This is a genomic window from Propionivibrio soli (assembly GCF_025770765.1).
Classification (GTDB): Bacteria; Pseudomonadota; Gammaproteobacteria; order Burkholderiales; family Rhodocyclaceae; genus Propionivibrio; species Propionivibrio soli.
The window spans coordinates 117,306-129,923 of the sequence record NZ_JANZKY010000011.1 but is presented as its reverse complement, the minus strand read 5'-3'; the positions used below and the strand labels follow the sequence as shown (position 1 = coordinate 129,923).

General features: G+C 62.6%; 12 protein-coding genes. 3 read left to right on the top strand and 9 right to left on the bottom strand.

Features of this window, described 5'->3' with window-relative positions; translation table 11 throughout:
- Window positions 1-10: 10 nt before the first annotated feature.
- The 6 genes from NZ453_RS14200 to NZ453_RS14175 form a co-directional block, all read right to left on the bottom strand.
- Entirely contained in the window at window positions 11-928 is a 918-nt protein-coding gene (locus tag NZ453_RS14200; RefSeq protein ID WP_263771323.1) for an EamA family transporter, read from the bottom strand.
- 348 nt (window positions 929-1,276) lie between these two features.
- Window positions 1,277-2,173 carry an SIR2 family NAD-dependent protein deacylase gene (locus NZ453_RS14195; protein WP_263771322.1) on the bottom strand — a complete coding sequence of 299 codons (897 nt, stop codon included), beginning with the start codon at window positions 2,171-2,173 and terminating at the stop codon, window positions 1,277-1,279.
- Window positions 2,170-3,195: an adenosine deaminase gene (locus tag NZ453_RS14190; RefSeq protein ID WP_263771321.1), complete on the bottom strand. Its 1,026-nt coding sequence runs from the start codon at window positions 3,193-3,195 to the stop codon at window positions 2,170-2,172. Before NZ453_RS14190 ends, NZ453_RS14195 begins: the two co-directional genes overlap by 4 nt.
- Window positions 3,196-3,303: 108 nt before the next feature.
- Window positions 3,304-3,846, bottom strand: coding sequence for an HD domain-containing protein (locus NZ453_RS14185; protein WP_263771320.1), 543 nt, complete (start codon window positions 3,844-3,846; stop codon window positions 3,304-3,306).
- Window positions 3,847-3,966: 120 nt separating this feature from the next.
- On the bottom strand, window positions 3,967-4,839 hold the full coding sequence (locus NZ453_RS14180) for an HDOD domain-containing protein (protein WP_263771318.1): 873 nt from the start codon (window positions 4,837-4,839) through the stop codon (window positions 3,967-3,969).
- 143 nt (window positions 4,840-4,982) lie between these two features.
- Window positions 4,983-5,453: a hypothetical protein gene (locus NZ453_RS14175; protein WP_263771317.1), complete on the bottom strand. Its 471-nt coding sequence runs from the start codon at window positions 5,451-5,453 to the stop codon at window positions 4,983-4,985.
- A gap of 125 nt (window positions 5,454-5,578) precedes the next feature.
- On the opposite strand from NZ453_RS14175, the gene NZ453_RS14170 reads away from it, so the two are divergent.
- Window positions 5,579-6,685, top strand: coding sequence for an S-(hydroxymethyl)glutathione dehydrogenase/class III alcohol dehydrogenase (locus NZ453_RS14170; protein WP_263771316.1), 1,107 nt, complete (start codon window positions 5,579-5,581; stop codon window positions 6,683-6,685).
- A complete protein-coding gene (gene fghA / locus NZ453_RS14165) occupies window positions 6,685-7,554 on the top strand; it encodes an S-formylglutathione hydrolase (protein WP_275983203.1) in 870 nt (289 codons plus the stop codon). Before NZ453_RS14170 ends, fghA begins: the two co-directional genes overlap by 1 nt.
- 32 nt (window positions 7,555-7,586) lie before the next feature.
- Here fghA and NZ453_RS14160 read toward each other — a convergent pair whose 3' ends face one another.
- The 3 genes from NZ453_RS14160 to NZ453_RS14150 form a co-directional block, all read right to left on the bottom strand.
- Complete coding sequence (locus NZ453_RS14160) at window positions 7,587-8,132, bottom strand: hypothetical protein (protein WP_263771315.1); 546 nt, start codon at window positions 8,130-8,132, stop codon at window positions 7,587-7,589.
- Window positions 8,133-8,293: 161 nt separating this feature from the next.
- Window positions 8,294-8,719, bottom strand: a complete 426-nt coding sequence (locus tag NZ453_RS14155; protein ID WP_263771314.1) for a VOC family protein — start codon at window positions 8,717-8,719, stop codon at window positions 8,294-8,296.
- Window positions 8,720-8,747: 28 nt separating this feature from the next.
- On the bottom strand, window positions 8,748-8,918 hold the full coding sequence (locus NZ453_RS14150) for a hypothetical protein (RefSeq protein ID WP_263771313.1): 171 nt from the start codon (window positions 8,916-8,918) through the stop codon (window positions 8,748-8,750).
- A gap of 271 nt (window positions 8,919-9,189) precedes the next feature.
- Between NZ453_RS14150 and NZ453_RS14145 the strand changes: the two genes are divergently transcribed.
- Complete coding sequence (locus tag NZ453_RS14145) at window positions 9,190-12,615, top strand: PPi-type phosphoenolpyruvate carboxykinase family protein (RefSeq protein ID WP_263771312.1); 3,426 nt, start codon at window positions 9,190-9,192, stop codon at window positions 12,613-12,615.
- The last annotated feature ends 3 nt before the right edge of the window (window positions 12,616-12,618 follow it).

Here is a 12,618-nt window from a genome sequence, read left to right as displayed (position 1 = left end):
CACGCGGCAATTAGGTGGCGTTGCCTCGCGCGAGCCGGAGACGCAACCGAGGCCACAACAGGTTGAGCGCCAAACCGGCCAACACCAACGTCGCTGCCGTGAGCTTCCAGGCTGGCAGCGTCTCCCCGAGATAAAGCGCCGAGGTTCCCATTCCGAAGACTGGCACCAACAGGGCCATCGGGGTAATCGTCGCCGCCGGATGCCGGGCCAACAGCCAGCCCCACATCGCATAACCGAACAGCGAGTTGGCCCAAGCCTGCCACGCAATCGCCGCCCATGCGCCGAGGTCGGCGTCACGCACGCCGGCGACGACCGCCCCCCATCCCTCCAGCCACAACGAGAGCGCAAAAAGCGGCGGAATTGCGAACGCACTGGACCACACCACGTAAGCCAGCATGTTCGCCGGCTGCCCCTGTTTGGCCGCGATGTTGCCGCCCGCCCAGGCCAGCGCGGCAAGAACGACCATCGTCAGGCCGGCGATCGTGGTGCTGCCGTCCGTATGCTGGACGATGACCGCGATCCCGGCGGTGGCGAGGAGCAAGGCCACCCACTGAAAAAAGCGCACGCGTTCGCCGGTGAGGCGCATCGACAGGCCGATCGTGAAAAAGACCTGAACCTGCACGACGAGGGAGGCGATACCCGGCGATATGTGCCCGTTCATGGCGACGTAGAGCAACCCGAACTGGCCTACGCCGATGAGCAAGCCATAGAGCGCGACGTTTCGCCAAGGTACTGTCGGACGCGGGAGGAAAAACATCCCGGGCAACAGGACAAGCGTGAAACGCAGGGCAGCGAACAGCAAGGGCGGCAACTGCCCCAACGCAAGTTTGATGACGACGAAGTTGCTGCCCCAGACGCCGACGACGGCGAGCGCGAGCAGGAAATGGCGTAAAGGCAGGGCTGCGTGCATTGGGTGAGTTGATTCCACGTTTTGTCGTTGGCAAAGCGAACCGCACGGGGTCGGAACACGATCCTACCTGACACCGCAGGGATAACGAAAAGAAGCCCGATACGCTGGCAAACCTTGTTGCCAGCGTCAAGGCGATTTACTTGGCGAACGGTATTTCGATTCTCAAGACTACGGCTAAGCTGGACAACCGGAGATCTGAATTGCTCGTCACGTTGCGGACACGCTTCGCGCGACGAGGTTCCTTTATCCGTCCTATACGACGGAAAGGGCTCTTTGCTGCGCTTGCGAATCGCCGCTGATGAGCCTCGCCGCCTTGCCGCCAACTTTCAACCCTCAACGCCAGGGAGCGAGGTCCCTTGATCGCGCTCACCTCGTTTCGTGTTCCATCGCCGCTGCGATTGCTTCCAGGGCGGCACGTCCGCCACACGCGATGGAGACCCCTTGCCCGCTACGCAATTGCGGTTCGTCCGGATTGATGCGGATCAGCACGCCGTTGATCGACTCGCCGAGCCGGCGAACCGTGGGGATACTGGTACCCGCCCCGACCTCTATGACGACGAGTTTCCCGACCTTCTGGCGCCAAGCGGCAAAACGCTCGTGCTGCGCGTCGCTGCGTTCCTCAAGCCATCCCCAATCGCCAAACATCAGTACATTAGGGCGGGCCAATCCTCCGCAGCGCGGGCAAAGGGGCAAGTCCGAGATCAAGAGACAATGCGTCTCGTCGACCTCGGGGTGAAAAGCGTCAGCCGGCCAGATGTCGTCGCAGCAACGATCGAGGCACTGCAAATGATGCAGCGAACCGTGGCATTCGACGATGCGCATCGAATCAAAGCCAGCTTTGACGAACTGGCCGTCGACATTGCTTGTGAAGACGAAGCAACCGCGGGGCCGGCTTTCGCCGAAGCGTCTGAGGATTCCGAAGCCCACATGCGGTTCCGTGGCGCGATAGAGATTGAGTCGGTGGCCATAGAACCCCCACGCAAGGCGAGGATGGCGAACGAAGGCCTCGGGGCTGGCGATTTCCTCGAACGCCAACCCCGCCTTGCCAAGCGTCGGATACGCCCGCCAGAATCCTTGCGGCCCTCTGAAATCGGGCAACCCGGAATCGATGCCGATGCCGGCTCCGGCCGTGATTAACAGCCCATCCGCCTGCACTATCCATTCCGCGCTGCGCGCGGCGAGCGTTTGCAGGTCGGGCAACTCAGCCGATTCCGGGAACTCGCTCGTTTGTTCGCTCGTTTCCCCGCTTGCTACCCTCTTCATTCCAGCGGAAGAGCGCCGATCTCCGCCAGCCAGCGCCGCTTATCGTCTTCCCCGGCGAACGAAGCCTCAATACTGTTGCGTGCGAGTTGGCGCAGCTCTTCGCGTGTGAGATTCAGTGCTTCGGCCGTGGCCACGAAGTTGCGGCCGATATAGCCGCCGAAATAAGCCGGATCGTCCGAGTTGATCGTGACTCGCAATCCTTGGCGCAGCAGGCGCGCCAGATTGTGTTCACGCAGATCCTTCACGACACACAGTTTCAGGTTGGACAACGGGCAGACGGTCAGCGGAATACCGCTTTCGGCAAGTCGCTTCACCAGGATCGGGTCCTCTTCGCACCGTACGCCGTGGTCGATGCGTTCGGCATGTAGAACGTCGAGCGCATCTTTGATGTAAGCCGCCGGCCCTTCCTCGCCCGCGTGTGCGACAAGGCGCAAGCCTTGCTCGCGCGCTTTTGCGAAAACACGGGCGAACTTTTCCGGTGGATTGCCGCGCTCTCCCGAGTCGAGCCCTACGCCGATCCAAAGATCAGCATATTGGGCCCTCAGCGGCAACGCGGCATCGAGCGTGGCAAAGGCATCGTCTTCACTCAAATGGCGCAGGAAGCACAGGATCATGAGCGCAGAGAAACGGTCCTCCGCCTTCGCCTCGCGCAGCGCGCGGGCGATGCCGGCGAACACGGTCGTTATCGCCACACCGCGTACGGTGTGCGTTTGCGGATCGAAGAACAACTCGGTGTGACGCACGCCATCCGCACGTGCACGTTGCACGTAGGCACGCGTGAGATCGTAGAAGTCGCGCTCCGTCTGCAGCACGGCGGCGCCGGCGTAGTAAAGGTCGAGAAACGATTGCAGATCGTCGAACTCGTAAGCCGCGCGGACGGCGTCGACCGAAGCGTAGGGAAGCGCAACGCCGTTGCGATGAGCCAGATCGAACATCAATTCCGGTTCGAGCGAGCCTTCGATATGCAAATGCAATTCGGCTTTCGGCAGCGAGCGAATAAATTCGATCAATGATGAAGTCATGAGGTCGTTCTCTTTATTGTTGAGGTGCTACTCGTTTCAATGCCCGCGTTTCCGTCTTCGCGAGCGGCAAGTAAACGTTTTGCCGCCCCGGTGCGCGTTGCTCAAGCCTCAAAAATTGCCTTCGCCCAGACGTTCATCGAAGACGGATTCGATCCACGGATTGACGCCGCGGCAGCCAGCCACCACTTCGGCCGCCCAGGCAAAGTATTCGCGCTTTCGCTGCACGGACCAGTCCTTGGGCGGGCTTTCGATAATCGAGTTGAGGTTGGCGGCCTTGTCGGCGATCTTCAGGATCTTGGCTCGGCGCGACAAATGCGGCGCATGCTCGATCTGCAGACGCTTGCGTTCTGCCTTGGGCAACGACATGTCATCGGTCACCTCGCGTACGATCTTCGCCACGCGCTTGCCGAAGTTGCCGACGAGCATCTCGTAGTTCACATGCTTGCCCTGGTCCTCGAGAACGTCATGCAGCAAGGCGGCGATGATCAAGGTCGCATCCTTGCCGCCGGTTGCCTGAGCCACCAGGCGCGATACCTCGGTGAGGTGGTTGATGTACGGTTCACCCTCGCCCCCTTTACGGCGTTGGGACGAATGCGCCCAAGCGGCAAAGTCGAGCGCGCGCACGATCTGGAGAACTTTCTTCGATTTCATGGTGGCCTCCTGCGGTCCCAACCGCACTTGCTACGATGACGTGCCTTCCGCGAACCCGCCGCGTCGCGACCGTCATAATTATAGGACCCTGGCCACGGTTTTCAGTTCTGCGGCAAGAACTCAGACGAAAACACCGGTCATACCCGCGGCTTCGGCCTTGATGTCGCCGAGGAGATCGCCATAATGCTCGCGCAGTGCGCGCGTCTCATCCGGCACTGGAACGATGTCCTGCAGCAGCCACTCGAACTGAGCACCGGCCAACCCATTGGCGACGTAGAGAACGTCGGCCAACGAACGCGGCGGTATCGGCACGCTACGCGGCCGGTCATGGTCGATCGTCGCGTTGACGATCTCTTCCGGCAGCCCGAGGGCATTGAGCAGCGAGACGCCGACGCTCTCATGCCACTGCATGATGAGATGCTTCATGGTGTCGGGCCGAACGCGCAAATCGTCATCCTGACTCGCCCGATACAGCATGTAGAACGCACCCAGATCATGGACCAGCCCGGCGAGCAGCGCTTCGCCCGGATCGAGCCGGGTGTGCACGCGCGCCACGACGTGCGCCGCAGCGGCCGTCTTGATCGAATGCTCCCAGAGTGCTTGAGCCAGATCGCTGAAGATCGCCATGTCCTTGGCGCGCAGTAACTGCCGCATGGCAATGGCCAGCGCGGTGGTACGCACGACGTCTACGCCAAGCCGCACGATGACGCCCTGAATGTCGCGCGCCTGTTCGCCCGGCGGGCTGTAATACGCCGAGTTGGCCAGCTGCAAGAGCTTTGCGGCGATCAGCGGCTCGGCGGCCACGATGCGTGCGATGCCGGAGGCACTGATGTTTGGGTCCTGGAGCTTCTTGCGCAGACCGAGCGCGGCGTCGAAGCAGGTGGGGAAGACGACGTCGCCGGCAAGGTCTTTGGCGATGTCCCGGAGCATCCTGAAGCGCTGGGCGCTCAAGTCGTCGCCGGCAATATCGGCAGTCGCGGGGTCCCTGGTCATGGAACTACCTTGTCCTTGGTACTTTTCTGTTCGACGAAGAGATCCGAAATCAAGCGATACGGAAACGGCAATCCTCACATCGCTCGACGATCTTATCACTGGCTCGTGGGGCTGGCGGCTCTTGGCCGCGGCAATACCTTCTTCTACATCGCGATGTCGAGTTGCCCGGGGACGACCTTGACGCTCGAAATCCGCTTTCCGATCAATTCTTCGGTCCGGTACAGCTCGACGCCCTCCAGCCGCGGCAACACGATCTGATTAAGCAGCGTTTTCAGCGCTTCGATTTGCTGCGGCGGGACCCCCGGGGCGTCAAACGAGACGAGGGCCATGCGCGTGGCGTGCAGCGACGCTGTTTCCTGCCGCCACGCGGGCGTCATGTCGGCGCAGAAGTCGACATCCTTCGCGAGGTAGCGGCTGCGCACGCTGGCGCAGATCGAGGCATACCCATCGAGCAGGGCCACGTGCGAATTGAGCACCTTGACGTCCTTCTGGTTCTTCTCGGCGATCTTCTTCTCGAGATAGTCATTCACCATCTTTTCAGAGATGTAGATCGCCGACGCGGGCATGGAAGCGACGAGCAGGGCGAGAGTGATGAGGTAACGCTTCAACTTCATGGTCTTCTGGGGAAATGGCAACGAATGAACTCCGCCCATGGCGGCCCGTCTACCGTACCACTCGGAATTCGGGATGACCATCCCGTGTTTCCACGATCAACCCTCCAACTCGATCCGGCCAACCGATGAAAACAAAAGCTGCTGTCGCCTGGAAATCAGGTGCTCCCCTGACCATCGAAACCGTCGACCTGGCCGGCCCCAAGGCGGGTGAAGTCCTGATCGAGATCAAGGCCACGGGCATCTGCCACACCGACCAGTACACGCTCTCTGGCGCTGACCCGGAAGGCATTTTTCCCGCGATCCTTGGCCATGAAGGCGCCGGCCTCGTCGTGGACGTTGGCGCCGGGGTCACTTCGGTGAAACCCGGCGATCACGTCATTCCGCTGTACACCCCGGAATGCCGGCAGTGCAAGTTCTGCCTAAGCCGCAAAACAAATCTCTGCCAGAGCATTCGCGCGACGCAAGGCAAGGGGCTGATGCCGGACGGCACCAGCCGCTTCAGCCTCGACGGCACGCCGATCCTGCATTACATGGGCACCTCGACGTTCAGTAACTACACCGTTTTGCCCGAAATCGCGGTAGCGAAGATTCGCGAGGACGCGCCCTTCGACAAGGTGTGCTACATCGGTTGCGGCGTTACCACGGGTATCGGCGCCGTTCTGTTTTCGGCCAAGGTCGAGGCTGGGGCCAACGTCGCGGTCTTCGGGCTCGGCGGCATCGGTTTGAACGTAATCCAGGGCGCGCGCCTGATCGGCGCCGGCAAGATCATCGGCATCGACATCAATCCGGCGCGCGAGGCCATGGCACGTCGCTTTGGCATGACGCATTTCATCGACGCCAAGGCCACCGCAAACGTCGTCGATGCCATCGTCCAGCTCACCGACGGCGGCGCCGACTACAGCTTCGAATGCATCGGCAACACGCAGGTCATGCGCCAAGCGCTCGAGTGCACACACAAGGGATGGGGGCGCAGCATCATCATCGGCGTAGCCCCGGCAGGCGCCGAAATCAGCACCCGGCCGTTTCAGCTCGTCACCGGGCGCAAATGGGAAGGTTCGGCCTTCGGCGGCGCCCGCGGCCGTACCGACGTCCCGCGCATCGTCGACTGGTACATGGAAGGCCGGATCAATATCGATGATCTGATCACGCATACGCTGCCGTTGTCCGAAATCAACCGTGGCTTCGAACTCATGGAGCGTGGCGAATCGATCCGCGCGGTAGTGGTGTATTGATGGCGGCCGCGCAAAATTTGGAGTTGATCAGCGAGCATAGCTGCTTCGGCGGTGTGCAACGCTTCTATCGACACGCCTCGCGCGAGATTGGGCTGCCGATGCGTTTCGCGCTCTTTCTGCCGCCGCAGGCAACGCAGGCGCCCGTTCCGCTGCTCATCTACCTCGCCGGGCTGACAAGCACGGAAGAAACCTTCCCGACCAAGGCGGGCGCGCAACGCGTCGCGGCCGAGCTCGGGCTCGCACTGCTCGCGCCGGATACCAGCCCGCGCGGCGCCGGTCTTCCCGGAGAACAGGAAAGTTGGGATTTCGGCGAAGCGGCGAGTTTCTATGTCGACGCCACCGAGCCGCCTTGGTCGCGCCATTACCGCATGGAAAGCTACCTGACGCATGAACTCATCGGCCTCGTCGTCGAGACGCAAGCTGTCAACGGCGCCCGGATGGGTATTTTCGGCCACTCGATGGGAGGCCACGGCGCCCTCACGCTTGCACTGCGGCATCCCAAGTTGTTCAAGTCGGTCTCGGCGTTCGCCCCGATCTGTGCGCCGGCGCAGTGCCCTTGGGGACAAAAAGCATTTGCCGGCTACCTCGGAGGCGACACAGCCCGCTGGGCGGCGCACGACGCGACGGCGCTGATCGGCCGACGCATGGACGCCGCCTTTCCCGAAGGCATCCTCATCGACCAGGGGCTGGCCGACAAATTCCTGGCCACGGAACTGAACCCGCACCTCTTCGAATCCGCCTGCGCACGCGCCGGACAGCCGCTCACGCTGCGGCGACACGCGGGCTACGATCACGGCTATTACTTTATTTCGACCTTCATGGCCGACCATCTCACCCACCACGCGCGCATCCTGCGCGCCGGCGGTTGAACACCGGGAAAGCTCAGCGCCGCCGTGAAACCTCAGCGCATTAGTCGCTCGATTTCGCCGTTGCAACTCGCCGCCACCCGGGCGTACTGCTCTGGGGTATCGATGGCCGCTTGCGCAGGCTCGGCTTGGCCGATTTCGCGTTCGAAGAAGGGAATCCAGCGCTCATCGAGTTCGCGCTGCAATCGCGCCCTCGTCTCGCCGACCGGCCCGCGCCACGGTTTGCCGGTCGAGAACCGATTCTGCAACGCTTCCGCGAGGCGCTTCTCGATCGCCACGAGATGATCGTGGTAAATCTTCACGTGTTGCTGCTCATGACGGTAGACCGCGTCGTAAGCACAGGAACCTTGCGGGATTTCGCGCGCGACATAAACGGTCACGGGACTGAAGCCGTAGCTGACCGTAAGCTGCGGACTGGCGCATTCCCAGCGCTGGGTCCGCTCGACGTAATACGCGGTACGGGCATCGAACCGGACGGCGATCTTGCCTCGCGTCAGCCCGAGAACGCGCGCGTTCGGTCGCGCCAACGAGGCGGCAAGAACGCCCAGGTCGCGGTAGCCGAGCGTGGTATCAAGCGTCACCGCTTCCTCGATCCGTTTTAGCGTAACGGACGGTGGCGGCAGCTGGTCGCACTCATCGGCGAGCACATCCCCTACGAAAGCACACGACAACGCCACCAGGATAAGCCGGCACCCCCGGACGCCGGATATCCGCAAGAAGCCTTCGACGGCTCGCACCCTGCTCAAGCGGGCAGCTGGACCTGGCCGTCTGCACCGAGCGGGAAGAAGGGGTTCCAGCAGACTTCCCAGAGAAAACCGTCGGGATCCGAAAAGTAACCACGGAAACCACCCCAAGAAGCCTTCTCACCGTTACGCACGAGTTTTCCCCCGGCGTTGACCGCTTCTTCGAGTGTCCGCGTTACCGCCGCTTCGGATTCGACGTTGTGCGCCAGGGTGATTCCCTGGAATCCGGAACCGTCCCCCGAAACGCCCGCGTCCTCGGCCAGCGCTGCGCGCCCGAACAGCGCGAACACCACGCCGCCGGCATCAAAAAAGGCAACGCTCTCCTGGCTGCCACTCGATTCGCGCCAGCCCAGCGCCCGGTAGAACGCTCGGCTACGCGCCAGATCGCCCACGCCGAGCGTGACAAAACTCAGGTTCTGCCGCATTCCTAACCTCCGCTTTTCCAGCCGCCCGCTATGCTGGGCTCTCCACCTCGCCGCGCATGTTCTCGAGCCGCACGATATAGCCGAGATCCTGCAGCGTCCTGGCCCAGGTTCGTGCGTCTTCGAGTGAAGGCAGCCATGGGCCGAATTCGATGATCCACATCCCGTCGTGCCGACGGGTTTTCGTAACTACGCGATGCACAGCAACTCACCCTCGATTGTCGAGGCAGTCAAAGATGTCAAAGGGGCTACATTCTAAACACGCGAGCACTCGCCGACCATCCGAAACATCCGCCGATGCAATCTGAAAGGGCGAAGGCTCTGCTAAACTCGGCCGCCTTGCGCGCGTGCGCCACATTTCGCTGAACAACGGCGTGGCACGACAGTCAAATCGACGACGCATGCGCCACCGGTGCGGGAGTTTCGCGCCGGTTCAATTCCCACGCCGCCTCGTTCAGACAGTGAGTAGACAATTGGATTCCAAGCACGCCACCTCCCCCGTTCCTCTCTCCTCGCAAGACCTCCACGCCGCGATCAACCTGCGTCTCGCGCTGCTCGGCTTACCCCACGCCGCCGCGCACGGCTCGGAAACCACGCGGCTGGTCGAACCGATTCTCGCCCGGCAACGCGAACTGGCCCGCCGCCTGGCCGATCGACTCAGTCCCGTCGACCAGCGCATCCAGGACTTCCTCAACAGCTACCTTGCGGAAGTCGGAACGGTCCCGCAGTTGCCGGCACGCACCTTGATTCTCGATCAGCCCGGCCTCGCGCGCGGCCTCTCGCTTCCGGCCAACGGCGACATGTTCCAGTCGCCGCTTCTGAGCAGCTACCGCCTGCGTAACGGCGTGCTGCACAACCCCGCCAGCGACCGGCGCACGACGGCCGGCGTCTTCCACCTCGTCGAAGGCGGTTTGCCGATTCCCGACGATAAACTGGCCGTGCCCAAAGTCACCTTCGCCCGGTTGCTTGCCCTGGCGCTCAACCCGCCGGAAGAATCAATGCGGCTGCCGTTCACGGCCAACGAATCGGCGCCGGCGGCCTGCTTCGTCTCGATGCTGCTGCGCCCCCTCGTCGTCCCCGCCGTCCCCGGCTTCACGCGCGAAAAACGGATGGAGACGCGATTCTTCATTCCGGGCGGGATGGTTGCCAACCTCGATTTCGTCGAGAACATCTTCGGCAACGGTGGCGATCCCTATCTGCCGGAAAATGATGCGTCGCTGGACCCCGAGGGCTGGACCGGCCATACCGGCTGTGTGATTCTCGCCCCGCACATTGCCGGCGTTCCGAAACGTCAGCTCGGGCTGCCGCACTGGGACGACGCGACTGAGCTGCAGCGGCGCGACGGTATGTGCTACCGCAACGACGACGAACCGTACAACGGCGGCAACGCGTTCAAGCTGTGCGCGCGCGACGAGCGAGGCGTCGTCATCACGCTGATCGCCGACAACTACTTCGGGTACTGCAAGAAGGAAGTCAAGACGCAGATCAGCTACTCGGCCAATCTGTACGGTTCAGCCGAGGAAGAACATTCCGGCGGCGCACTCGTCTTCCCGAGCTACAACGAAGGCAGCGAGTATATAGATCTGACCGAAGACGGCACGTACTCGATCGCCGAGGTATTGCGCCGCGATCCGGAGCGTTTCGCTCCACAGCCGGAAGGCCACGCGCTCGACCGTGAACAGCCGCACATCGTCCTCGTTCCCGAAGCCTCGACCTTCAGCCTGCGCACCGGTACCGTGTCGTGGAAACAGCCCGGCGGACAAACGGCTTCGATCAAGCTCAAGGCAGAAACGGCCTACATCGGGCCGAACGGCTTCCGGGTGCAAATGGAGCGTTTGCGCGCCAACCCGCGCCAATGGAACCTTGTCGGCACCTCGCCGGAGGCAACTTCCTGCCATAAACCGGCGACTGTGTCGGGCGGCGGCAAATCCGAAATCTCGAAGGCGCTCGCGGACGCGATCCTCGAGGGCTATGTATACGTTCCGGATCTGGAAAAGGACATGGACGCGGTGGCGGCCATTCTGGCCCGCGATTTCTCGGAGCGCTTCCGCGATCCAACGAAGAACGGTACCGACCACCGTCTGATCCTCAGCGCCGAGCGCTCGGTCGGTAGCGTGATCAAGCTGCTCACGCCGTCCCCCGACTACAACGACGAGTACAACGTCTGGCTGCGCGCGATACCGCCGCACATCAAGGAGCTCGTGTTCGTCGTCAAGCGTTTCCATCGTCCCGAGTGGGGCGGCAACTGGCGCTCGCACTATTCGGTAGACGTAATCAACGGCCGCCAGGGCTACTCGCTCAAGCTTGACGGCAGCAAGCTGCTCGTCAATACGCTGCGCGTCGGTTTCGAGAAGGACGGTTCCTGGCGCGTTTTCGGCTTGCGGCACGATTTCCACCCCGCCGCCAAAGTGCAGACCGAAGACGACATCACGGTGAGCGTTGTCGTCCCGCCTGCCAACGACGGGCGCGACGGCCGCGATGCCAAGCTCTCGCGCAAGTACGTGCAGAACTGCGAACGCTATCTGTTCCAGCGCCCGGACGATGCCATCCACCGCGGGTACGATGCACAGGCCGAGGCCGACATCGCGCTGCCCGACGCCTTCATGTCCAACTTCCAGCCACTGCAGGCGAAGGATGCCCGGGACCTCGTCGACGACGCTATCGGGTTCAGCGCTTTCACGGCGCCGATGCAGAACCTCGTCAAGGCGGCCGCGGCCCAGCCCGATGGCGCTTCGCCGGCTTATTTCGTCTCATCGGCCCACCCACGCATCGTCGACGGCAAACCGACCAAGAACCCGCGTTACCTGCAATTGCGACCCGACATCGCAAAGCCCGGGGAGACGGCTGCCGCCGAGCTCTCGATGCGACTCTTCCGGAGACTGCCGAGCAGCGCGCCAGCGCTGACGCCGGTTCACGTTGTCGCTACGGGGCGGCGCAACAACCCGCCCGAGGAAGGCATCCGACCGCTGTGCCCATACAACCCCCTGCATTACATGGAGCTGCCGGAACTCTTCATCGAGTACATCAGCTCGATGACCGGCAAATCGCCGTCGACGACCGGCGCGGGCTCCGAGGGCGCGCTCACCAAGGGGCCGTTCAACATGTTGCCGGCGATCATCGATCTCAACGCGGCCTTCGTTTCTTTTGCGTTGACCGGCTACGACGGCTGGGTCTCGGCGGCCGGCTACGTGGGCCCGAACATGCGCGTCGATCATGACGTCAGCCTGCTCGTGCCGGAAATTTTTGCCCGCATGAGCCCCGAAGAGCGCGAGGCGGAAAATCTGGTGCGCGAAGGCGCTCTTGAGCGGCTGATCGATTTCGAGCATAACGGCAAACAGGTTCTTGCCAGCCGGCTCGGTTATCGCATGACGTCGCGCTTCACCAGCCTCTACTTCGGCCGCATCTTCCTGCACCCGCACTCGGTATTCACGGAGGAAATGCTGCGTCCCGAACTTCAGGATATTGAGGTCTTCGTCGACGGCATCGACAACATCGTCGACACGCATCGGCGCGTCGCGCAGCACTATTTCAAGGACGGCACGGTGGAAATGGCCTGCCCACCGCTCAAGGCCTTGCTCGAGATCATGGCCGAGGGGAAGAGCGCGGACGGCTACACGCTCGACTCGCCGAAACTGCGTGCGTTATTCACACGCGAAAGCGTCCTTGCCAGCGACTGGTACGCAGATCGCCTAGACGCCAAGCAGCGCGGCGACGAAGCCCGGCTCGTACGTGGCGTGGCGGCTCTCGATGACTTCATCGGCCGGCCCTATAACAGCGGCGTGGTCGCCCGCCTGTCGCTCGCCAAGCGTCGAGAAGAGGCGCAGGCGGAATTGGAACGTGTCCGCTCACCGGCCTATCGCGAAGGATTGGTCGGCACGATCGGGCTGCAACCGTTGTAATCG